Raw genomic sequence first — 21,755 nt, 5'->3', positions numbered from 1 at the left:
TCTCGCACGGCGCTTAAGCTTGAGAGCTGTGTCGTCATCCACCGCCGTGCCGGGGCAGAGCCCCATAGCCGAAACGGCCCCGCTGTCCCTGTGCGCCCTTGAGCCGCACGTCCCCGCCGACCGTCTGGTCGCCGAGATGGTGCCGCCGCCGCGCTTCGACTCGGTGCGCTTCGACACGTACGTCCCCGATCCCGACCAGCCCAGCCAGACCGACGCGGTGAAGGTTCTCGACGAGTTCGCGCACGGGCTCGGCGGGGCGCACGCGACGGGTGCGGGCAGGAAGGGGAGCGCGCGAAGCGGATCCTCGGAGGGATGGTGGCGGTTCGGCAGGAAGGCGGCACCGGTCGCCGGGCCGCGCGGTGTCTATCTCGACGGCGGCTACGGCGTCGGCAAGACGCATCTCCTCGCCTCGCTCTGGCATGCCACGCCCGCCGCTCCCTCACTGAAGGCGTTCGGCACCTTCGTCGAGCTGACCAACCTGGTGGGCGCGCTGGGCTTCCAGCAGACCGTGCAGACGCTCAGCGGGCACCGGCTCCTGTGCATCGACGAGTTCGAGCTCGACGACCCGGGTGACACCGTTCTCGTGTCGTCACTGCTCAGCAGGCTGGTCGAGGCGGGTGTCGCGCTCGCTGCCACCTCCAACACCCTGCCGGGCAAACTCGGCGAGGGACGCTTCGCCGCCGCCGACTTCCTGCGGGAGATCCAGGGGCTGTCCTCGCACTTCCGGCCGCTGCGGATCGACGGCGAGGACTACCGGCACCGCGGGCTGCCCGAGGCACCGGCGCCGTACTCCGACGAGCAGGTCGCGAAGGCCGCGTACGCCACCGAGGGCGCCAGCCTGGACGACTTCCCGTCGCTGCTCGACCATCTGGCCCGCGTCCATCCGAGCCGGTACGGCGCACTGACGGACGGCATCCGCGCCGTGTGCCTCACCGACGTGCAGGCGGTGCCGGACCAGTCGACGGCGCTGCGGCTCGTCGTGCTCGCCGACCGGCTGTACGACCGGGAGGTCCCGGTGCTCGCGTCGGGGCTCCCGTTCGACCGGCTGTTCAGCGACGAGATGCTGAACGGGGGGTACCGGAAGAAGTACTTCCGGGCGATCTCCCGCCTGACGGCGCTGGCGCGCGACGCAAAGAGACTGGTGGCGCAGTAGGTTCGGGTGCGGTAACTCCACCCATCCGAAGGGATCCAGCATGGCAACCACGCGTCAGGCGCACACGGTCTGGGAAGGCAACCTGATCGAGGGCGAGGGCGTTGTCACCTTCGACTCCTCCGGCATCGGGGAGTACGCGGTCTCGTGGCCGTCCCGCGCGGAGAAGGCGAACGGCAAGACCAGCCCGGAGGAGCTCATCGCGGCGGCGCACTCCAGCTGCTTCTCGATGGCCCTGTCCCACGGTCTGACCACGGCCGGCAACGCGCCGACCCGGCTGAACACCCAGGCCGAGGTCACCTTCCAGCCCGGCACCGGCATCACCGGCATCCACCTCACCGTGCAGGGCGAGGTGCCCGGTCTCGATGAGGCGGACTTCATCAAGGCCGCCGAGGACGCCAAGGCGAACTGCCCGGTCAGCCAGGCCCTCACGGGCACGACGATCACGCTGACCGCGTCGCTCGTCTGACCGCACGGGCGGCCCCGCGGGTGATCCCACGGGTCCCTGCGGACCCAGGACACGCACGAGGCTTACGGCCTCCCCCGCGATAGGGAGTGGCTCAGCGAGCGGCGTCGTGCGGCTTCGATGGCAAGGCGGAGGAGGGAGTCGACGCGGAGGGGGCACCTCCCACGCCCTTAAGGCTGTGGGGGAGTCGGTGACTGACGACAACGCGGCAAGCGGAGTCGCAGGGCGTCGGGAGCCCACTCCCTATCGTGGGGGAGGCCGTTAGTGACCCGCGTGGTACCCGCGCGACGATACGCGTGGTACACACATGCGGGTCACTTCTCCTGTCCGCCAGCAGGGAGTTGCCTCATGTCATCAACTGCACCTCGACGACTCGCAACACGACGCCAGGTCCTGGCCGGCAGCGGTGCGACCGCTGTCTCGATCGCCTTCGCCGGGGCCTTCTCCGAACTCTTCGCGGGCACCGCGGCTGCCCGTGGCCACAGCGGCTACGGTCCGCTGGTCCCCGACCCCGACGGACTGCTCGATCTGCCCCAGGGGTTCCGCTACCGGGTCCTGTCCCGGGAGGGCGACCGACTCCGCTCCGGCGAGGGCCGGGTCCCCAGCAACCACGACGGCATGGCCGCATTCACCGGCCACCGCGGCCGCGTCCATCTCGTCCGCAACCACGAGAACCGGGTCACCGCGAAGATCCCCGTACCGACCGTCGACGGCCTCACCTACGACCCGATGGGCAAGGGCGGCTGCACGGCCCTGGAGCTCGACAGCCGGGGCACGGTCCTCGGTGAACGGGTGGCCATCGCCGGCACGGCGGTGAACTGCGCGGGCGGCCGGACCCCGTGGAACACCTGGCTGACCTGCGAGGAGACCGAGGACCGGGCCGGCACCAACGGCTACACCAAGGACCACGGCTTCATCTTCGAAGTGGACGGCGCCGATCCGAGCCGCACCGGAGCTGTGCCGCTCGCCGCGATGGGCCGCTTCCAGCACGAGGCGGTCGCGATCGATCCGGACAGCGGGATCGTGTACGAGACGGAGGACGCGTTCGACAGGCCGTTCGGGCTCTTCTACCGCTTCCTTCCGGAGAAACCGCTCGGTGGCACCGGCTCGCTGCGGGCCGGCGGCGAACTGCAGGCCATGCGGGTGCCCGGTGTCCCCGACCTCTCCGTCGTCCAGGAGACCGGTGCGAGCCTCGACCGGATCGAGTGGGTCCCCGTACCGGATCCGCAGGCGGCCGGAACACCGATCCGGTTCCAGGACTTCGGCCCGAAGGGCATCACGCACGCCCAGAAGCTGGAGGGCTGCTACTGGGGCGGCTCGTCGGTCTACTTCGTCTCCAGCTTCGCGCGGAGCGCGGCGGGCTCGGCGGCCGACCACTTCGGACAGGTGTGGCGGTACGAGCCGAAGCGACGCCGCCTCACGCTGGTGGTCGTCTTCGGTCCGGGTACGGACGTGCAGTTGCCCGGCGAGTCCCCCGACAACATCTGTCTGACGTCCGACGGCGGGCTGATGGTGTGCGAGGACGGTAACGGCGCGCAGCATGTGTTCGGCGTGACGCGGCACGGCGAGGTGTACGCGATGGCGCGCGGCCGGCAGAACATCGGGACGGCGGAGAGTCCGGAGTGGGGCGAGTTCGCCGGGGTCACGTTCGCTCCGGACGGCGGGACGATGTTCGTGAACTGCTACACGCCGGGGACGACGTTCGCGGTGACGGGCCCTTGGCATTGAGGTGTTGAGCGGTACGGGGGCGGCGCGGTCCGCCGCCCCCGTACCGGACGGGGCATCGGCCGCTACGAGGTGCTGAGGGCCCCGTCCGCGGCGTGCCGGTGCGGCCGCCGGGCCGGGCGGCTCCGGGGACGGATTCGATCGGACTTCCGGTCCTGGACAAGGCCGACATGCGCGCCGACGTGGAGCGGGCCTTCACGGCGATCCGGAAGACGGGCGCGCTCCATGTGGTGCCGTACTTCCGCTTCCCGGGCGGCTGCTACAACGATGCGGCGCTGCGCACACTGGCGTCCGAGAACGTGACGGCGGTGCAGTGGGACGTGGTCAGCGGCGACGCGTTCGCGACGGACGCGGACGCGGTGGCCAAGCAGGTGCTGGCCGGGGTGAAGCCGGGGTCCCTGGTCGTCATGCACTGCACGCGCAGCGCCGCTCCCGTCACGGCCAAGGCCGTCAGCCAGGTGGTACCGGAACTGCGCAGGCACGGGTACCGCTTCGTGAAGGTCTCCGAGCTGATGGGGCATTGACCGGACGCCGCACACTCTCCGGCGACAGGACCTGGCTAGTGAATGATCGACACCGAGATGCACGCCACCGCGGGCGACCCCGACCGCGCGGCCGCGGCCGCGGCCAGCATTCCGCTCGGTCGGCCGGGGATTGCCCCGGAGATCGCGTCCACGATTGCGCGGCTACTGTCGGGCGAGGCGTCGTACGTGACCGGGGGCGGCAGGTCGCGGGCGGGCGGTAGCGAGGCGCGGCGGGTCAGGGTCTATCACCTGGCCCTCGCCAACCCGCGCCCGCACGCTCCCACCACCACGATCCCGCGCGCCGGCGCTGCGCAATTCATTGATTCTTCGCTCGGCTGTCGCTCTTACGGGCCGGTTCCTCCCCCACTCCGCGGCTAGCTTGCAGACGATCACCCCGACGTTCATTCTCCGCGGAGACATCCATGTGCAGCCCCCTCCATCAGCCCGACGGACCGCTTCTGCCCGGCGCGAGCCGTCGTACGTTCCTGCGGGCGACCGCGCTCACTGGTGCTGCCGCCGCAGCCACGGGGCTCTCGTCCGGCACGCCCGCCGCAGCTCTTCCCCAGCAGAACACCGGCGCCGTCACTGCCGGTTGGCGGCCCGACCCCGAGAGCCCCAGGTTCACGCTCGTCGTCATGCCGGACACCCAGTACCTCTTCGACGGGGCGAGCATCGACAAGGCGCCGGTCGAGGCGTCGTTGCGTTACGTACTCGATCACGGGCGCGACGAGAACATCGTCTTCCTGTCCCATCTGGGCGACCTCACCGAGAGCGGCCAGTCAGGCGAATTCGAGGCGATCGGCGAAGCATTCGAGCTGCTCGACCGGCGGCGGGTCGGCTACAGCGTCGTCGCGGGCAACCACGACATCAAGTCCTCCACCGACGATCAGCGCGGCCGCACCCCGTACCTGGACACCTTCGGCCCGCAGCGCATGCGCCGCCTGCCGACGTTCGGCGGGGCGACCCCGGACGGCTACAACACGTACCACCTGTTCCGCGCCGCCGGGCGCGAGTGGCTGGTGCTGGCGCTCGACTGGCGGCCGTCGGCGGCCGGGCTCGCCTGGGCGAAGGACGTCATCGCCCAGCACCCGGAGACACCCGTCATCCTCACCACCCACGAGCTGGTGTACGCGGACACGGACGGCGACGAGGCCGAACTCTCCGGCCACGGAAAGCATCTGTGGGACGAGCTGATAGCCGGGCACGACCAGATCTTCCTCACCCTCAACGGCCACTACTGGCCCGCCGGACGCACCACTCGTAAGAACACCGCGGGCAACGACGTCCATCTGCACATCACCAACTACCAGAACCGCTACTACGGCGGCAGCGCCATGATCCGCCTCTACCGCTTCGACCTGGCCCGGAACACCATTGACGTGGAGACGATCTCCCCGTGGATCCTTGGCCGCGCGGGCGAGAGGCTCAACGACCTGGAGCGCGGCGAGATCGAACTGACGGGTCCACAGGACTGTTTCGCCGTCCCCATCGACTTCAAGAAGCGCTTCGCGGGCTTCGCGCCCGTACCCGTGCGCGGCCCCCGCCCTGCGGAGCAGATGCTGATACCAGGCACTGTCGCCTACTGGCGCTTCGACTCCCCTTCGCACCAGGACGGTTCCGCCGCCGACGCCGGCCTGCGTGTCCCGGACATGTCCGGGCACCGCAACGACCTGGTGCGCGAAGCCGTCCCCGGCAGTGCGCCCGACGCGCTGCGCTGGTCCACCGCCCACCATCCCGACCAGCCAGGCCACGGCAGCCTCTACTTCGACGGTTCGAAGCCGCCGTTGCGGGGCGCGTATCTACGCACGGAGAACAACGCACCGCTCAACACCAAGACGTTCAGGTCCGGTTACACCATCGAGGCCTACCTCCGCCTCCCCGCCGACTGGAACGCCGGACGCAACGCCTGGGGCGCAGTACTCAGCCGCCGCGGCACGCTCGGGGCGGCCGGCAAGACCTCCGGCGACCCGGAGGAGCCCGTCGCCACCCTCTCCGTATCGGACGGCCCCGGGCTCCAGTGGGCGGCGGCGCCGCTGAACCAACCGGGGGCCGTCACCAACTGGAGCCATGAGCTGCTGCGTGAGCGGTGGTGGCATGTGGCTGTCGTCAACGACGGGAAGCACACGACGATGTACGTCGACGGCTGCATAGTCGCCCGCAACCCCGCCACCCACACCACCGGCCTCGCCACCCTGGGCCTGCCCTGGCTGCTCGGCGGCTACGAGTACGGAGGCAGACTCGACCAATTGATGCACGGCTGGCTCGGCGACATCAGGATCGTCGAACGCGCCCTGCCCGTACGGGACTTCATGATCGCCTGAGGGGCACTGCCCCGGGGTCACCCCGCCCGTTCGGTACGGCGCTGCTTGGCGGCGGCGCGCCTCCGGCGTGGGCAGGTCCGAGCGACGCAACTGCCCGGACGGGCCGGCCGCGCCGGCCCCGGGACGACGCGCCACCGCTCCTGGCCCGCTCGGTCAGCGGTGCGGTGATGCTGACGGGCACACCCGAGGGCGTCTGCGCTCCGGTGATCCGGTTCAGTTCGGCCTCGCCGGAGCGCACCGGGGCGATCTTCGGGACGATGCCGGCGTCGGCCATCGGACGGGTCATCTCGCGGCGCTGGTCAGCGACCATCAGGGCCGGACCCTGTTCTCCGGCGTCGTCCGCCCGGGCCGCATGCACGACCAGACCGCTGTGGGTACCGAGGGCATCGCTGAACAGTTCCGCCTCCACCGACCCGACGTCGCACGAGCACCGAGCTCGTGCCCGTCCGCACCACGGCCTGCTGATCACCCACCAGCCAAACCGCCAGGCCAACACGCCCCGCCCTCAACCCCCCAAGGTCGTTCCTCACCCGCGCAGCGAAGTCAGCCTGCAGACGACCGCCGCCACCGCGCAGGCCGCCGCGCAGGCGCAGATCAGGGGCAGGACGGGGATATGTACCGCTCCGGTCAACGAACCGGTGACCAGTCCCGTGACCGCGTACTTCGCAGGCGATCCGGTGGTCACCAGGGACAGCAGGGCGGCGAGCGCGGTGGTCGCGACCGACCAGCCGCGACGGTGCACCACCGGGCGGGTACACAGGGCGCCGACCGCCGCTCCCAGCAGCACGCAGCAGGCGGCGGCGAGCAGCCCGGCGAGCGCGGCGGGCAGCAGCGGCACGCGGACGGTGTGGTCGGCGTTGGCCGGATCACTGATCAGCAGCACGATCGCGGTGGCCGCCGTGCCCAGCAGTCCGGCACAGCCCGCGGCGGTGAGCAGCGATGCCAGATGGACCCGCGGCTGCCCGGCCGCCGCGGCGGCGACGGTCCGGGCGGCGGGTGGTTCCTGGGTGGCGCAGAGCTGGACGAGCCAGGCGGTGACGGGCAGGAGCGCGGCGGCGGCGTAACCGAGCGAGTCGAGCACGGGCTGCCCCGACTGGACTCCGACGACGAGGAAGACGGCGTACAGGAGCACGGGGGCGAGCCAGCGCTGGGAACGGAGCAGCAGGGCGGTCTGATAGCGGATCAGGGCGTTCATCGTGCCTGTCGAGTCTCTGACGGTTCGGTCCGGGGCGTCGGTTCGGGTGCCGCTGCCGCCGACAGGTGTGTGATGTGCCAGGGCGGGCGGGCTGTGAGCAGTGCGCGCAGGAGTGCGTCGGAGTGCACGGCCGCGACCGTGAGCCGGATGGTTCCGTCGGTCCGGGGCTCCTGCACCGGTGCGCCGGGCAGCCCTGGGGGAAGGACGGCCCCGGACGCGCCCGTGACCTCGATGCGTACCCACGGCCCGGCCGTCCCGTCCCCGGTCCCCGCCGCCGTTACGGGGACGAGCCGGTGCCCCTCGACCCGGTGGGTGACGTCGACCGCCTCGGCCAGTCGGCGCGGATCGTGGTCGACGAAGACGGTGGTGGCCCCGGCCGTGACCCGTTCCGCGACCGCGCGGTCCAGTTCGCCGCGGGCCGCCGTGTCCAGGCCGGTCCACGCCTCGTCCAGGACCAGGAGCTCCGGTTCGGCGAGCAGCGCCTGGGCGACGGCAACCTTCTGACTGGTGCCCTTGGAGAGTTCGGACAGAGGGGTACGGGCGTGGCCGGCGGCCCCGAAGCGCGCGAGCCACTCCTGCGCCCGCCCGGTCGCCTCCGGGGTCCGCAGACCGTGGATCCGCCCGAGGTGGACGAGGTACCCGGCGGCGGTGAAGGGCAGCGCCGCCGGGAAGCGCTCGGGGACGTACGCCGTGTGCGGCCGTCGACCGGTGATACGGCCCTCGGTCGGGACGTCGATCCCGGCGATCAGCCTCAACAGCGTCGACTTTCCGGTGCCGTTGGCCCCCTCGATCCGGACCAGGGTGTGCGCGGGCAGGTCGAGGTCGACCCCGCGCAGCACCCATGGTCCGCCGAGGCCGTACCGTCGGCCCACTCCTGTCAGGTTCAGTTGGCCGATGCCTTCTCGGGCTTGAGCTCGCTGGGCCGGACGATCACGAATCCCTCTCCCTGCAGCATCAGTTGGACCGCCTCTCCGGAGCCGCCGCGGATCATCGAGCCGATGCTCTGCGAGCGGTGCAGCGAGGTGCTGAGCTGGGCGCTCCAGCCGACGACCGCGTCCGTATCGACGTACACCGGCTGCTGGGACGTGACGGGTATGACGATCGGGTGGCCCTCGCAGATCAGGCCGAGCTTGCCGTAACCGCTGAAAACGCTGTTGAAGAGCCCGCCACCGGCTATCCCGGCGCCCTTCACGGTCTTGATCTCGTACGCAAGGGTGGGGTCGAAGCAGAGGACGTTGCGGCCGTTGACAGTGAGGACGTCGCCCTGCTCCATGTCCACGATGAAGCAGTTGGCGGCCTCGTGCGCGAACCACGCCTCGCCCTGCCCGCGGACCGCCATCAGCGGCAGCCCCTCGCCGGTGACGGCGCGCTTCAGCATGCCGCCGAGGCCCTGGCCCTTGCGCTCGAACTGGAGATTGCCGCGGAAGGCGATCATCGATCCCTGGCGGGCGTGCATCTCGCCGTTGACGGCGTATTTGATGGATTTGGCGTTCTGCAGGGTCATTCCAGGGGCGGTTGCCGGCTGGACCATGTTCTCGCTGGAAAAGAGATCGCTCTTCATGCGATGCATCCTCACCCGGACCGCTTCATTCCGCCAAGGAGCCGGGCCGGGCGGCTGGCAGACTGGGACGAGTGAGCAGCAACGACATTTCCGCACCCCAGTCCCCGTCCGGCGCCGTGGCCCCCTCGGACTCCCCGTTCCACTCCGAGCCGACCAGCCGCGACGAGGCCCCGCAGTACGTGCTTCCGCTGGTCGTGCACATCGAGAAGACCGACCCCCCGGCCCGCACCGACGCGCTGCGCACCGCCGCCCGCGCCGTCCTCGTGATGCTCTCGGACGAGCGGTCGGCCGGCGAGGGCGAGTGGGCGCAGGTGATGCGCGACTGGCAGGACGCCCGGATCCGCAAGGTGGTGCGGCGGGCGCGCGGCGCTGAGTGGCGCAGGGCGTCCGCACTGCCCGGCATCACGGTCACCGGCGAGAGCGCCGAGGTGCGGGTGTTCCCACCGGTTCCGCTGGACGGCTGGCCGAAGGAGCTGGCGAAGCTCCAGGTGTCGGGGACGGACCTGGACGACCCCGAGCCGCCCGCCGCACCCGACCCGTCCGGCCCGGTGCTCTGGCTGAACCCGGAGCTCGACATGTCCGCGGGCAAGGAGATGGCACAGGCCGGGCACGGCGCACAGCTCGCCTGGTGGGAGCTGTCGGACACGGAGCGCAAGGCGTGGCGGGAGGCGGGCTTCCCGCTCTCCGTCGCCACCCCGGACGCCACCCGCTGGGCAGAACTCACCAGGAGCGGACTGCCCGTGGTGCGGGACGCCGGGTTCACGGAGATCGCCCCGGGATCCTGCACGGTGGTCGCCGACCATCCGGCACTGCGCCGCTGAACACTGCGGTGCGCCGATACGTATCTCCCGATACTGCCGTCACCGGCACTACTGCCCAGTATCTTGAACGACCAGTCAGCCGCCGGTCGTTGGAGCCGGGCGGTTGATTCGACGCCGTCACGCCTCGGCCCGGGAGATACCTTGTTGCGACGCATCAACGGAACGGCCCTCATCATCGCGGCACTTGTCGCCACGCTCGGCGCGCTCGCCTACCCCGTCTGGTCCTACGCCGACCGTTCCGGCACCGGACAGGCCAATCTCAACGCGTCGTCCGTCGCGACCCAGTGGGGGCCGCTCTCCGCGACCGACCGGGACTTCCTCGTGAAGGTGCGCCTGGCCGGTCTGTGGGAACTGCCCGCCGGGCAGCAGGCCATCCAGCGCGCGCCCAGCGAGGCGGTCAGGGCCGCCGGGGACCATCTGGTGGTCGGGCACACGGATCTGGACCGCCGGGCCCGGGACGTGGCCGCCAAACTCGGGATGGAACTGCCGAACCAGCCGAACGAGCAGCAGCAGGGATGGCTGCGCGAGCTCACGGCGGCAAGCGGCGAGGACTACGAGCGGAAGTTCGCCCAACTGCTGCGGGCCGCGCACGGCAGGGTCTTCGCGCTGATCGCCCAGGTCCGGAACACCACCCGCAATTCGCTGATCCGTCAGCTGGCGACCGACGCCAACCAGACCGTGCTCGACCACATCACCATGCTGGAGGGCACCGGCTTCGTCGACTTCGACGCGATCGCCCGCGAAGCGGCGGGCACGGCGACGGCCAGCCCGACCGGGCCGCCCCCGCCGTCGGGGGGCGGGGTGCCGCCGCTGCCGGCGCCCGCGGAGCCGACCGGGGACCAGTCCTTCACCTCGCGTCCGTCCACGATGCCGATGCCCTGAGCGGGACCGACCCGGTCCACGCGCCGGCCCCTCTGTGGCCGGAACCTCAAATCATGCTCTGAACGTCCCCCTCTTCGGATTGGCCGCTGCCCGTCGGGGCCATTACCCCTGCACGCAGGGGAGGAGGGGGACACCATGGAGCTGGGAATCGGCATCGGCTGGCGACCGGAGATCGCGGATGCGGTGGAGGCACTGCCGGGGATCGACTGGGTGGAAGCGGTCGCGGAGAACCTCTGCACCGACCACCTGCCCGACTCCCTGGTACGGCTCCGCGCCCGCGGCGTGACCGTCGTCCCGCACGGCGTCTCGCTGGGCCTCGGCGGGGCCGACCGTCCCGACCCCGGCCGGCTCGCGGGCCTTGCCGCACGGGCCACGCTGCTGGGCACACCGCTGGTCACGGAGCACATCGCCTTCGTGCGGGCCGGGGGGACACGGACCGCGTCGCCGGGGCTCGAAGCGGGCCACCTGCTGCCTGTTCCGCGGACCTGGGACGCACTGGACGTCCTGTGCGAGAACGTCCGGATCGCGCAGGACTCGCTGCCGGTGCCGCTGGCGCTGGAGAACATCGCGGCACTGATCGCCTGGCCGGGCGAGGAGCTGACGGAGGGCCAGTTCCTGGCCGAGCTGGTGGCACGCACCGGGGTCCGGCTGCTGATCGACGTGGCCAATCTGCACACCAACCATGTCAACCGGGGCGAGGATCCCACGAGGGCGCTCGGCGAGCTGCCGGTGGAGGCGATCGCGTACGTGCACGTGGCGGGCGGCATCGAGAAGGACGGCGTCTGGCACGACACGCACGCCCACCCGGTGACCCGGCCCGTCCTCGATGTGCTCGCCGAGCTCCGCTCGCGGGTCGACCCGCCGGGCGTACTCCTGGAGCGTGACGACGACTTCCCGCCCGCGCAGGAGCTGGCGGGCGAACTGACGTCGATCCGCGCCACGCTGGACGGGGCAGCGAAGAAGGGGCCCGGACGGGGACGGGGCGCCGGGACGTCCGGGGACGGGGTCGCCCGCATCGAACCCGCCGGGCGCCCCGCCGCCCCTCCCGCCGCACACTCCACCGCTGCTTCCCCCGGCCCCACGACCGACGCCGCCCGCGACCGCGCCGCCGTCGCCCAGACCGCGCTGCTCTCCGCACTCGTCGCCGGCACCCCCGCCCCCGAGGGCTTCGACCACCACCGCCTCGGTGTCCAGAGCCGCGCACTGGCCGCCAAGCGCGCCGATGTCGTCGCCAAGGTGGCACCCGAGCTGCCCGAAATCCTCGGGGACGGCTACCGGCACGCCTTTCTCGCGTACGCCAGGAACCGCCCCATGGCCGCCGGATACCGGCGCGACGCAATGGACTTCGCCGAGCAGCTGCTGATCGCCGGGCGCCCCACCGACGACGACGCCCGGCGCCGGCTGACCATCTGGTGGCAGGACCGCGCGGCCGCCAGGCCGCCCCGCCGCACGACCCGGCTGCTACGGGCCGCCCGCGCCGCGCTCGTCAGGAGGTGACCGGAATGAGCATCGTCGCTCTGCTGGTCACGCCGGCCGTCGCGGTCTCCTCGATCCTCCTGATCGTGGGGCTCTCGCGTGCCCGGCGCGGCCCCGGTGGCCCTGCCCACGACCTCTACGAAGTGGCCTTTCTCAACGGCGGGCCCGGCAGGGTCGTGGACACCGCACTCGCCGCCATGCAGACGGACGGACGCCTGGCGGTCGGCGGCCCCGGCATCGTCTCCGTCCAGCGGCCGGTCGCCCACGACCCGGTGGAGCGAGCCGTTCTCCAGGAGCACGCCGCCGCCCCCAGCGGTGCACTGCACACCCTGCAGGATGCGGTGATGCGGCACCCGGCGGTTCAGGAGATCGGTGACGGGCTCGCGGCCCGCGGACTGCTGGCCGCACCGGAGGCCACCGTGAAGTGGCGCCGCTGGGGCCTGTTCCAGGGGGTGGGCTGCCTGCTGGCCATCCCGGTCTCCTTCGTGGTGACGGTGTCACAGTTCATGGCGGAGACCGACGAGCTCGACTTCTCCTTCCCCTTCATCGTCAAGGTTCTCCCCGCCCTGTTCGTCGGCGCTCCGACCGGGCTGATCTGCGCGGGCGTCGCCCGCGCCCGGATCACGAAGGCAGGGCGGCACGCCGCCGAGCAGTACCGCGCCGCCCATGCCTGCACCGCCGAACCCGCCCACCTCGTGGCGAATCTGGGGCTGCGCGCGCTGCCCGATCCCGTGCTGCGGGCACAGTTGGCGGCGGCCGCACGGATGCGGACGGCCGGCGGGATACGCCCGATGTCCCCCTCGCACTCCTCGTCCGGCAGCAACGACCATGTCGTCGCGACGGTGTGGTGCGCCGGTTCGGGCGGCTCCGGCTCCGGCTGCGGGAACTCCAGCGGCCCGGGCGGGGGCAGCAGCTGCGGAGGAGGCAGCGGGTGCGGTGGCAGTTCCGGATCCAGTTGCGGCGGGTCGGGCGGCTCCGGCTGTTCCAGCAGCAGCGGATCCAGCTGCGGGGGGTCGAGCTGCGGCAGCAGCACCTGACACCAGCACCTCGCGGTACGGGGCGAAGCCGTTCCTGGCTGGTGGTGAGCGCCCGGGCGGCGGGGCGCGACGGACCGTCGTGCCCCCGCGCGGGAACATGCGACCGGCCCACGCGGAGGTGGGCCGGGGACCTGCGGGGAAGGGCGGTGCGCTTCCCCGCAGGTCTCGGGATTGCCGCAGGTCGGAGCCCTCGGCGAACCCGAAGCCGAACCCGGTGTCGCTGGAGCGGCGGGCAGCGCACAGCCGTGCGCCGGCGCCCGCCGTCTGATCTTCCGGGTTGGGGTGGTCGGAGCCCGCTCGCTACGCGAGCCCGGCCACCAGGTCTGCGACGGACTTCCTGCGGCCCGTGTAGAAGGGGACCTCCTCGCGGACGTGCATCCGCGCCTCGGAGGCCCGCAGATGACGCATGAGGTCGACGATGCGGTACAGCTCGTCGGCCTCGAAGGCGAGCATCCACTCGTAGTCGCCGAGCGAGAACGAGGCCACGGTGTTGGCGCGGACGTCGGGGTAGCCGCGGGCCATCTTGCCGTGGTCCGCGAGCATGCGGCGGCGGTCCTCGTCGGGCAGCAGGTACCAGTCGTAGCTGCGCACGAAGGGGTACACGCTGATGTAGTTGCGCGGCGTCTCGTCGGCGAGGAACGCCGGGATGTGCGACTTGTTGAACTCGGCGGGGCGGTGCAGCGCCATGTTCGACCAGACGGGTTCCAGCGCCAGGCCCAGCTTGGTGCGCCGGAAGAGGTTGTACGCCTCCTGCAGCTCGTCCGCCGTCTCCGCGTGCCACCAGATCATGACATCGGCGTCGGCACGCAGGCCGGACACGTCGTAGGTGCCGCGGACGGTGATGTCCTTGGCCGCGAGCTGGTCGAACAGCTCCTGGACCTCGTCGGCGTAACCGGCACGGTCGGCGGGCAGCACATCGCGCAGCTTGAAGACGGACCACAGCGTGTAGCGGATGACCTCGTTGAGGTCCTTGGCCTTCTTACCGGCGTTCGGAATCTTCTCAGGCGCACTCATACGGCTATTGTCCCGCCTCGCTCCGTGTGCCCTGAACCGGGGTCGGAGTGGCAATGATCTCTCCCGCGGTCCCGCCCGCGATGTCCGCGGCGATCTCGTCCGCGGCCCGGTGGGCGCCGGCGATGCAGGCGGGGATGCCGACCCCGTCGTACACCGCTCCGCAGACCCGCAGCGCCGGCAGCTTGGCGACCTCGTCGCGGATCCGGGCCACCCGGGTCAGATGACCGACGGGGTACTGGGGCAGGCCGCCGAGCCACCGGGTGACCTCGGTGTCCACCGGCTTCGCGGCGAGCCCGGTGGCGTCGGCGAGGTCACGCAGCGAGACGTCGACGAGTTCCGTGTCCTCACGGTGGAGATGGTCCTCCTCGCCGTACCGGCCGACCGAGGTACGCAGGATGAACAGGTCGGGGGCGGCGTCGGCGACCCACTGCCACTTGTGGGTGGAGAAGGTGGAGGCCTTGATCGTACGGCCGTCGACCGGCGGCACGAGGAAGCCGGAGCGTCCGTCGAGGGCGTCCATGGCCGCCACGTCGGAGCGCCGGAATGCCAGGGTGACCAGCGCCATCGACGCGTACTCGACACCCGCGAGCTCGGCGGAGGCGGCCGGGGACTCGGCGGCCAGCAGCGTCGACGCGGACCAGGCGGGGGCGGCGAGGACGATGCCGTCGGCGGCGATCACCCGGGTGTCGGTGCGGACGTCCCAGCCGTCGGCGGTACGGGTCAGGCCCAGGACGGGCGTGCCGGTGATGATCTCGCCGCCTCCGGCGCGCACGGCCTCGGCGACCGCGTCCGGCAGGGTGCCGATGCCGCCGTCGATGCCCTGGAAGACCGGGCCTGTCTGCTGCCGGGCTGCGGCCTGCCGCTGGATGCGCTGCACGCCGTCGAGCAGCGAGCCGCCCTCCTGGACCACCTCGAAGAGCTGCGGCACGGCTGCGCGCATTGAGATCCGGTAGGCGTCGCCCGCGTAGACGCCGCCGAGCAGGGGCTCCACGAGTCGGTCGACGACCTCGCGGCCCAGCCGGTCGGCGACATACGCGCCGACCGCGACATCGTCGCCGACCGTGGTCGGCGTGAGGTCCCGTTCCTGCGCGATGCGGGCGAGACCTTCCGGAGAGATCACCCCGCTGAGCGCGTCGGGGTCGCCCGGGACGCCCATCACATGGCCCTTGGGCATCGGCCGCAGTTCGCCCCGGGTCCAGACCGACGCGATGGCGGTGGCGGGTGGCTGAAGCCGGTCGCCGAGTCCGACGGCGCGCGCCAGGTCGACCGCCTCGGGTCGTCTGGCCAGCATCGACTCCGCACCCAGATCGACCCGGGTGCCGGCGATCTCGCCGGTCATGAGCTTGCCGCCCAGCCGGTCGGTCGCCTCCAGGAGCGTGACCTTCAGTCCTGCGCCGATGAGCCGGTGGGCGGCCGCGAGTCCGGCGATGCCGCCGCCGATGACGACGACATGACCCGTACCTGTGTCCACGCGGTGTGTTGAACGCTGCATGCCTCCACTCTCTCAGACCTCTTCCGAGTCCTGACCGTGACCGCTTCGAAACCGGTACAGGGCAACCCGCATCCCCGTCTCGCACGTCGAACCGACACCATCAACCACCCGCCCCGGGGGAGCAGTTATGCAGACAGCACATCATTCGAGCCGTTCGTCCACCCCTCGTTCGCGCACGGTGCTCGCCGCCGGGATGCTTGCCGCGCTGCTCGCGCTGAGCGGCTGCGGCGGCGCCGACGACAGCTCGGACAGCAGCACGAGGTCGGCGGCCGCGGACAACAAGGCGGCACCTCCCGCGGGGCCCGCCGACTCCCCAGGCGGGGAGTCGGACCGGGCGGCCACCGACGGCAGCCCGGATCGGTCGACCGGGTCCCCCGCGCCGACCACCACCCATGTCATCCGTAAGGCCTCGCTGTCCGTGGAGGTGAAGAATGTACCGAAGGCGGCCGCGGCGGCCCGTTCGGTCACGGAGGATGCGGGCGGGCTGGTGGCGAACGAGTCCACCGACCGGATCGACGACCTGCGCGAGACGTCGCACCTGGTGCTGCGGGTGCCGCAGGCCGAGTACGACGCCGTGCTGCGGAAGCTGGCGGGCGGCGGGAAGCTGCTGTCCCGTACATCGGAGGCCAAGGACGTCACCGATCAGGTCGTCGACGTGGAGAGTCGGATCGCCACCCAGCGGGCGAGTGTCGCCCGGGTCCGGAAACTGATGGACCGGGCCGAGAAGATTGCCGATGTGGTCGCGCTGGAAGGGGAACTGAACAATCGCCAGGCAGAGCTGGAGTCGCTGCTCGCCCGGCAGGAGTCGCTCAAGGACCGCACCACCCTGGCCACGATCACCCTCGACCTCGTCGAGCCGGAGCCCTCGGCGCAGGGCACGGACGACGACGATCCGGGGTTCGTGGACGCGCTCGGCGGCGGTTGGCACGCGTTCGTGACAACGGTGAAGTGGATCGCGATGGCGGTGGGTGCGGCGGCACCGTTCCTGGCGGCCGCGGCCGCCCTGCTGCTGCTCTGGCGGCTGGTGCGCACCCGGCGCCGCACGCCCCGGGCGGCCGAGCACGCCTCCGTGCCGCCGGAGACTCCGTCCGCTCCCTGAGGGTCGTAGCGTGGGCCCTTCGTACTCGACGCTCGAAGGGACCCGGCATGGCAGCGGAGCGACTGGTGGTCATCGGCGGGGACGCGGCGGGCATGTCCGCCGCGTCCCAGGCCCGCAGGCTCAAGGGGCCCGACGAGATGGGCATCGTCGCCTTCGAACGCGGCCACTTCACCTCGTACTCCGCCTGCGGGATCCCCTACTGGGTCGGCGGAGACGTCGAGCAGCGGGACGACCTCATCGCCCGTACGCCCGAGGAGCACCGGGCCCGCGCCATCGATCTGCGGATGCGCACCGAGGTGACGGAGATCGATGTCGCCGGGCAGCGGGTGCGCGCGCTGGACCGGGAGACCGGCGAGACGTACTGGGCCGGGTTCGACAAGCTGGTGATCGCGACCGGTGCCCGGCCGGTGCGCCCCGCGCTGCCCGGCATGGACGCGGCCGGGGTGCACGGGGTGCAGACCCTGGACGACGGTCAGGCGCTGCTGGGCTCCCTGGACCGGGCGCCCGGCCGGCGCGCGGTCGTTGTCGGCGCCGGTTATATCGGTGTCGAGATGGCGGAGGCGCTGCTGAAGCACGGCTTCGAGGTGACGGTCCTCAACCGCGGGGAGCAGCCGATGGCGACGCTCGACCCCGACATGGGGCGCCTGGTCCACGAAGCGATGGACGGTCTGGGCATCACGACGGTGAACCGGGCCCGGGTCAGCAAGATCATCACCGGTGCCGACGGCCGGGTCGGCGCGGTCGCCACGGAGGAGGGGACCTACCCCGCGGACGTGGTGGTGCTGGGCATCGGCGTCGAACCGGAGACGACACTGGCCCGCGCGGCCGGCCTCCCGGTCGGTCCGCACGGCGGTCTGCTCACCGATCTGTCGATGCGGGTCGTCGGGCACGACAACATCTGGGCGGGCGGCGACTGCGTCGAGGTTCTCGACCTGGTGGCGGGCCGCACCCGGCATATCGCACTGGGCACCCACGCCAACAAGCACGGACAGATCATCGGGTCCAATGTGGGCGGCGGGTACGGGACATTCCCGGGCGTGGTCGGTACGGCGGTCAGCAAGGTCTGTGACCTGGAGATCGCCCGGACGGGGCTGCGGGAGAAGGACGCCCGCGCGGTGGGTCTGCGGTTCGTCACGGCGACGATCGAGTCGACCGGGCGGGCGGGCTACTACCCGGACACTCAGCCGATGACGGTGAAGATGCTCGCGGAGTACCGCACGGGCCGGCTGCTCGGCGTACAGATCGTGGGCCGGGACGGAGCGGCGAAGCGCGTCGACATCGCGGCGGTCGCACTCACCGCGGGGATGACGGTGGAGCAGATGACAGCGCTCGACCTGGGATACGCCCCGCCGTTCTCGCCCGTGTGGGACCCGGTCCTGGTGGCGGCACGCAAGACGGTCCAGGCCGTCCGCGCGGCGGGTGTATAGGGGAGCTCTCCGTCGTCATGCGGACGAACGGCCCCGCAGGACAGGTGGCTCCGCCACATGACCTGCGACACCGCACGCCGATCGCACGCACCGACCACCGCTGCGCCCGCGCTTCGCGCGAACGACGGGGAACCCGGAACAGGCCCTAATGCACCGCTCGCCGCGGAACCCGAGGGTTTCACGGCGAGCAGGATGCGGTTCGGCGACCGGTTCAGCGGGCCGTCTGCGTGTGGACGTACTCGACGAGCCGGGTCAGTGCGTCCGGGTCGGTCGCCGGCATCACGCCGTGCCCCAGGTTGAAGATGTGACCTTCCAGACCCGCGGCCGCGTCCAGCACCTCACGCGTCTTCGCCTCCACCGTCGCCGTCGGCGCGAACAGCACCGCCGGATCGAGGTTGCCCTGGAGCGCCTTGCCGGGTCCGACCCGGCGCGCACCCTCGTCCATCGGGACCCGCCAGTCGACGCCGACGACATCCGCGCCCGCCTCGCCCATCAGCCCGAGCAGTTCACCGGTGCCGACACCGAAGTGGATGCGCGGGACACCGTACGAGGCAACCGCGTCGAAGACCTTCGCGGAGGCCGGCATCACGGAGCGGCGGTAGTCGGCGGGGGCGAGCGCGCCGACCCAGGAGTCGAAGAGCTGCACGGCCGAGGCGCCCGCCTCGATCTGCACCTTCAGGAACGCACCGGTGATCTCCGCCAGCCGGTCGAGCAGCTCGGCCCAGAGTTCCGGCTCGCCGTACATCATCGCCTTGGTGCGCTCGTGGCTGCGGGACGGGCCGCCCTCCACGAGGTAGCTCGCCAGAGTGAACGGCGCACCGGCGAACCCGATCAGCGGCGTCGACCCGAGTTCCGCGGTGAGCATGCCGATGGCCTCGGTGACGTAGTGGACGTCCTCCGGTGTGAGATCACGCAGCCGGGCCAGGTCGGCCCGGGTACGGATCGGGTCCGCGACGACCGGACCGACGCCGGGCTTGATGTCGAGGTCGATCCCGATGGCCTTGAGGGGCACGACGATGTCGCTGAAGTAGATCGCCGCGTCGACCTTGTGGCGGCGTACGGGCTGCAGCGTGATCTCCGTGACCAGCTCCGGCATCATGCAGGAGTCGAGCATCGCGATGCCCTCGCGCACCTTCAGGTACTCGGGCAGCGAGCGCCCCGCCTGACGCATGAACCAGACCGGCGTGTGCGGCACGGGTTCGCGGCGGCACGCCTTCAGGAATGCCGACTCATGGGTGGCGGAGGTCGTCGTCTGCTGGCCCGAGGGGCTGTCGTTGGCGCTCACGCACAGAATCTTCGCATGAAGCGGCAAGGAGCCGAGTCCAGCAGGGTGTCCCTCCCTGCACGAGGCTCTGGTTCCGCCTACTCTTCCCCGCATGGCTCCGGCTCAGGGACAATTTTCCGAACATTCCGACAGCGCTGACGGCAAGGACAGTGCGGAGGGCAGTTCCGTCCCGCCCGCGTTCCGGTCGGCGGTGGAAGCATTGCGCTCCGCGCGGCTCCGCCCCGAGCTCGAAGTGGAGCCGACTCGGCCGCCCCAGCGCCTGGCTCCGCACGCGTACGCCGTGGAGGCGGCGGTCGTCGACGGCGAGGACGATCTCGCCGACGGCCGCCTCGTCCTGCTGCACGATCCGGCCGGGCATGACACCTGGCAGGGCACATTCCGGCTGGTCACGCTGGTACGCGCCGAGCTGGAGCCGGAGATGGCGTCCGACCCGCTGCTGCCGGAGGTGTGCTGGTCCTGGCTGACCGGCGCGCTGGAGGCTCGGGGCCTGTCGTACGGGGAGGCGGGCGGCACGGTCACCCGCGCCGGTTCCCACTACTTCGGGACGCTGGCCGAGCGGCGCCCGGCGACCCAGATCGAGATCCGTGCGTCCTGGACGCCGCGCGAGGGGCGTGGCGGGGTGCCGGACACGGCGGCACATCTGGCGGCGTGGGGAGATCTGCTGTGCCAGATCGCCGGTCTGCCGCCGTCGGGACCCGCCGACGCGGCGGTGGTGACACTGCCCCAGCGGCGCGGCCCGCAGGCACCGTAGCGGGGGCTACGCGGACGAACACCCAGGGCCGGGTGCGCAGGCCGGATCCGCCATGTGGGTGCGTAGGCCGGATCCGCCATGTGGGTGCGTAGGCCGGACGCGGAGGCGGATCCTGCCTACGCCGGTTCCGCATCCCACCGATTCCGTTGTGCCCATTCCTTGCAGCCGGTCCGAAACCGGATCCGGGACCCAGGTTCCGCGCGGCGGCTCCGCAGAGGGCCCGGTATGCCGGTTCCGTACCCCCGGGTCCTCACGCCCGCGCGGCCTGTCACTCCGGCAGCCGGATCCCGTACACCCCGCCGCACCGCCGTATCCACACCCCCGGTCCCGCACGCCCGGTCGCGCCGCCGTACCCCCGGACACCCGCTCCCGCCTGCAGCATCCCGCGACCGGCGCCGTACGCCGGATCCCGCACGTTCCTCGCGGCCGCCGGTGTGCGCGGCACCGGACCGTGCCGCGCGTCCCGGCGGCCGGGTCCTGTCCGCGACGTGCGTCACAGGCTTCGCACAGCTACCGGCATTCTTGTCGTACAATCGATCGCCCGTCCGATTTGTCCGAATTGTTACGCATGAAATCGTGATCTTCCTCTAAAGGAGGACGGGTCTGCTGCCGAAGAGGTCAATGACCCTTCAAGCACGGTTCGCCCCGGCTTCATCCCCGAGCCGGCCCGTCCCGCCACTCCCCAGGAGGCCTGGTGTCCGTTCTCCTAGAGCAGCCCGCAAGCCTGGTCGCCTACCGCCCGAACAAGCCGACGGCCATGGTCGTCGTGGCCGACCCCCGCGTCCGTTCCACCGTCACCCGCCACCTGTGGGCCCTCGGAGTACGTGACGTCATCGAGGCGTCGTCCATCGCGGAGGCCCGTCCCCGCGTCGGCAACCCGCGCGACATCTGTGTTGCCGACGTCCATCTGCCCGACGGTTCCGGGCTGACCCTGTTGTCCGAAACCCGAGCCGCCGGCTGGCCGAACGGCCTCGCCCTCTCCGCCGCCGATGACATCGGCGCCGTACGCAACGCCCTTGCGGGCGGCGTGAAGGGCTATGTCGTCACCGGCACGCGCACCAATATCGGCCACCCCACCCGACCCGGCGTCGCCCCCATCGGCGCCAATGCCGCCCGTATGCACCGCCGGCCCCCCGGCACCCCGAGCCACCCGGGCGGCTACCGCGAACTGTCCGGCCGCGAGGTGGAGGTACTCCGGCTGGTCGCCGAAGGCCAGTCCAACAAGGCCATCGGCGTCTCCATGGGGCTCTCCGCCCTGACGGTCAAGAGCCACCTCGCCCGCATCGCCCGCAAGCTCGGCACCGGTGACCGCGCCGGAATGGTCGCCGTGGCCCTGCGCACGGGCATCATCCACTGACCCCAGCACACCGGCCGGCGTGTACCGAGATACGGACCCGGCTGGTTTACATTCATCGGCGCGGGGGGGGGGGGGGGGGGGCGGCCCCGGGGGCCGCCCCCCCCCCCCCCCCACACCAGCGATACCGGCCCCCCTCTCCACCGACCACACACCCCCGAGGACACCCACCCGG

The 21,755-nt window shown here is 71.6% G+C and carries 20 protein-coding genes and 1 pseudogene; 14 read left to right on the top strand and 7 right to left on the bottom strand.

What is annotated here, in order from left to right; genetic code table 11:
* The first annotated feature begins 28 nt into the window (after window positions 1-28).
* From zapE to ACIBB8_RS07245, 6 genes and pseudogenes are all read left to right on the top strand, one after another.
* Window positions 29-1,153 carry a cell division protein ZapE gene (gene zapE / locus ACIBB8_RS07270; RefSeq protein ID WP_398949442.1) on the top strand — a complete coding sequence of 375 codons (1,125 nt, stop codon included), beginning with the start codon at window positions 29-31 and terminating at the stop codon, window positions 1,151-1,153.
* 40 nt (window positions 1,154-1,193) lie between these two features.
* The gene (locus ACIBB8_RS07265; protein WP_393309100.1) at window positions 1,194-1,619 is read left to right on the top strand and encodes an OsmC family protein; all 426 of its coding nucleotides are present in this window, start codon (window positions 1,194-1,196) and stop codon (window positions 1,617-1,619) included.
* 345 nt (window positions 1,620-1,964) lie between these two features.
* A complete protein-coding gene (locus tag ACIBB8_RS07260; RefSeq protein WP_398949441.1) occupies window positions 1,965-3,344 on the top strand; it encodes an alkaline phosphatase PhoX in 1,380 nt (459 codons plus the stop codon).
* Window positions 3,345-3,475: 131 nt separating this feature from the next.
* Window positions 3,476-3,865 (top strand): annotated as a pseudogene (locus tag ACIBB8_RS07255) (polysaccharide deacetylase); the annotation flags it as partial.
* Window positions 3,866-3,907: 42 nt separating this feature from the next.
* Window positions 3,908-4,243: a hypothetical protein gene (locus ACIBB8_RS07250; RefSeq protein ID WP_398949440.1), complete on the top strand. Its 336-nt coding sequence runs from the start codon at window positions 3,908-3,910 to the stop codon at window positions 4,241-4,243.
* Window positions 4,244-4,287: 44 nt separating this feature from the next.
* Complete coding sequence (locus ACIBB8_RS07245; protein ID WP_398949439.1) at window positions 4,288-6,186, top strand: LamG-like jellyroll fold domain-containing protein; 1,899 nt, start codon at window positions 4,288-4,290, stop codon at window positions 6,184-6,186.
* Here the strand turns inward: ACIBB8_RS07245 and ACIBB8_RS07240 are convergent.
* From ACIBB8_RS07240 to ACIBB8_RS07225, 4 genes are all read right to left on the bottom strand, one after another.
* On the bottom strand, window positions 6,173-6,595 hold the full coding sequence (locus tag ACIBB8_RS07240; protein WP_398949438.1) for a hypothetical protein: 423 nt from the start codon (window positions 6,593-6,595) through the stop codon (window positions 6,173-6,175). The two genes, ACIBB8_RS07245 and ACIBB8_RS07240, sit on opposite strands and share 14 nt — an antisense overlap.
* Window positions 6,596-6,712: 117 nt before the next feature.
* On the bottom strand, window positions 6,713-7,381 hold the full coding sequence (locus tag ACIBB8_RS07235) for an ABC transporter (protein ID WP_398949437.1): 669 nt from the start codon (window positions 7,379-7,381) through the stop codon (window positions 6,713-6,715).
* A complete protein-coding gene (locus tag ACIBB8_RS07230) occupies window positions 7,378-8,220 on the bottom strand; it encodes an ATP-binding cassette domain-containing protein (RefSeq protein WP_398949692.1) in 843 nt (280 codons plus the stop codon). Before ACIBB8_RS07230 ends, ACIBB8_RS07235 begins: the two co-directional genes overlap by 4 nt.
* Window positions 8,221-8,264: 44 nt before the next feature.
* Window positions 8,265-8,942, bottom strand: coding sequence for an AIM24 family protein (locus ACIBB8_RS07225; RefSeq protein ID WP_398949436.1), 678 nt, complete (start codon window positions 8,940-8,942; stop codon window positions 8,265-8,267).
* A gap of 71 nt (window positions 8,943-9,013) precedes the next feature.
* On the opposite strand from ACIBB8_RS07225, the gene ACIBB8_RS07220 reads away from it, so the two are divergent.
* From ACIBB8_RS07220 to ACIBB8_RS07205, 4 genes are all read left to right on the top strand, one after another.
* On the top strand, window positions 9,014-9,763 hold the full coding sequence (locus ACIBB8_RS07220) for a peptidyl-tRNA hydrolase (RefSeq protein WP_398949435.1): 750 nt from the start codon (window positions 9,014-9,016) through the stop codon (window positions 9,761-9,763).
* A 144-nt stretch (window positions 9,764-9,907) separates the two neighbouring features.
* On the top strand, window positions 9,908-10,645 hold the full coding sequence (locus ACIBB8_RS07215; protein ID WP_398949690.1) for a DUF4142 domain-containing protein: 738 nt from the start codon (window positions 9,908-9,910) through the stop codon (window positions 10,643-10,645).
* 135 nt (window positions 10,646-10,780) lie between these two features.
* On the top strand, window positions 10,781-12,142 hold the full coding sequence (locus tag ACIBB8_RS07210) for a DUF692 domain-containing protein (protein WP_398949434.1): 1,362 nt from the start codon (window positions 10,781-10,783) through the stop codon (window positions 12,140-12,142).
* Between the two features lie 5 nt (window positions 12,143-12,147).
* Window positions 12,148-13,158, top strand: coding sequence for a TIGR04222 domain-containing membrane protein (locus ACIBB8_RS07205; RefSeq protein WP_398949433.1), 1,011 nt, complete (start codon window positions 12,148-12,150; stop codon window positions 13,156-13,158).
* 300 nt (window positions 13,159-13,458) lie between these two features.
* Here ACIBB8_RS07205 and hemQ read toward each other — a convergent pair whose 3' ends face one another.
* A complete protein-coding gene (hemQ, locus tag ACIBB8_RS07200; RefSeq protein ID WP_398949432.1) occupies window positions 13,459-14,172 on the bottom strand; it encodes a hydrogen peroxide-dependent heme synthase in 714 nt (237 codons plus the stop codon).
* Between the two features lie 4 nt (window positions 14,173-14,176).
* Entirely contained in the window at window positions 14,177-15,664 is a 1,488-nt protein-coding gene (gene hemG / locus ACIBB8_RS07195; protein ID WP_398949431.1) for a protoporphyrinogen oxidase, read from the bottom strand.
* Between the two features lie 127 nt (window positions 15,665-15,791).
* On the opposite strand from hemG, the gene ACIBB8_RS07190 reads away from it, so the two are divergent.
* Window positions 15,792-16,763 carry a DUF4349 domain-containing protein gene (locus ACIBB8_RS07190; protein WP_398949430.1) on the top strand — a complete coding sequence of 324 codons (972 nt, stop codon included), beginning with the start codon at window positions 15,792-15,794 and terminating at the stop codon, window positions 16,761-16,763.
* A 47-nt stretch (window positions 16,764-16,810) separates the two neighbouring features.
* Window positions 16,811-18,190: an FAD-dependent oxidoreductase gene (locus ACIBB8_RS07185; protein ID WP_398949429.1), complete on the top strand. Its 1,380-nt coding sequence runs from the start codon at window positions 16,811-16,813 to the stop codon at window positions 18,188-18,190.
* Between the two features lie 211 nt (window positions 18,191-18,401).
* Here the strand turns inward: ACIBB8_RS07185 and hemE are convergent, their stop codons facing one another.
* Window positions 18,402-19,475, bottom strand: coding sequence for a uroporphyrinogen decarboxylase (gene hemE / locus ACIBB8_RS07180; protein ID WP_398949428.1), 1,074 nt, complete (start codon window positions 19,473-19,475; stop codon window positions 18,402-18,404).
* 91 nt (window positions 19,476-19,566) lie between these two features.
* On the opposite strand from hemE, the gene ACIBB8_RS07175 reads away from it, so the two are divergent.
* Together ACIBB8_RS07175 and ACIBB8_RS07170 are read left to right on the top strand one after the other, a co-directional pair.
* A complete protein-coding gene (locus ACIBB8_RS07175) occupies window positions 19,567-20,226 on the top strand; it encodes a DUF3000 domain-containing protein (protein ID WP_398949426.1) in 660 nt (219 codons plus the stop codon).
* Window positions 20,227-20,920: 694 nt separating this feature from the next.
* Window positions 20,921-21,583 carry a response regulator transcription factor gene (locus ACIBB8_RS07170; RefSeq protein WP_024488613.1) on the top strand — a complete coding sequence of 221 codons (663 nt, stop codon included), beginning with the start codon at window positions 20,921-20,923 and terminating at the stop codon, window positions 21,581-21,583.
* The last annotated feature ends 172 nt before the right edge of the window (window positions 21,584-21,755 follow it).

This window comes from Streptomyces sp. NPDC051286, assembly GCF_044455345.1.
In the GTDB taxonomy this organism is placed as follows: domain Bacteria; phylum Actinomycetota; class Actinomycetes; order Streptomycetales; family Streptomycetaceae; genus Streptomyces.
The sequence above is the reverse complement of the archived record's forward strand: the minus strand, read 5'-3'. Positions and strand labels throughout refer to the sequence as shown.

Bases quoted from the DNA above. Each gene is read 5' to 3' on its own strand.
- ACIBB8_RS07265 (WP_393309100.1), top strand. From the start codon at position 1,194: ATGGCAACCACGCGTCAGGCGCACACGGTCTGGGAAGGCAACCTGATC.
- ACIBB8_RS07185 (WP_398949429.1), top strand. From the start codon at position 16,811: ATGGCAGCGGAGCGACTGGTGGTCATCGGCGGGGACGCGGCGGGCATG.
- hemG (WP_398949431.1), bottom strand. From the start codon at position 15,664: ATGCAGCGTTCAACACACCGCGTGGACACAGGTACGGGTCATGTCGTC.
- hemQ (WP_398949432.1), bottom strand. From the start codon at position 14,172: ATGAGTGCGCCTGAGAAGATTCCGAACGCCGGTAAGAAGGCCAAGGAC.
- ACIBB8_RS07250 (WP_398949440.1), top strand. From the start codon at position 3,908: ATGATCGACACCGAGATGCACGCCACCGCGGGCGACCCCGACCGCGCG.
- ACIBB8_RS07260 (WP_398949441.1), top strand. From the start codon at position 1,965: ATGTCATCAACTGCACCTCGACGACTCGCAACACGACGCCAGGTCCTG.
- ACIBB8_RS07225 (WP_398949436.1), bottom strand. From the start codon at position 8,942: ATGAAGAGCGATCTCTTTTCCAGCGAGAACATGGTCCAGCCGGCAACC.
- ACIBB8_RS07245 (WP_398949439.1), top strand. From the start codon at position 4,288: ATGTGCAGCCCCCTCCATCAGCCCGACGGACCGCTTCTGCCCGGCGCG.
- ACIBB8_RS07235 (WP_398949437.1), bottom strand. From the start codon at position 7,381: ATGAACGCCCTGATCCGCTATCAGACCGCCCTGCTGCTCCGTTCCCAG.
- ACIBB8_RS07190 (WP_398949430.1), top strand. From the start codon at position 15,792: ATGCAGACAGCACATCATTCGAGCCGTTCGTCCACCCCTCGTTCGCGC.
- ACIBB8_RS07210 (WP_398949434.1), top strand. From the start codon at position 10,781: ATGGAGCTGGGAATCGGCATCGGCTGGCGACCGGAGATCGCGGATGCG.
- ACIBB8_RS07205 (WP_398949433.1), top strand. From the start codon at position 12,148: ATGAGCATCGTCGCTCTGCTGGTCACGCCGGCCGTCGCGGTCTCCTCG.
- ACIBB8_RS07175 (WP_398949426.1), top strand. From the start codon at position 19,567: ATGGCTCCGGCTCAGGGACAATTTTCCGAACATTCCGACAGCGCTGAC.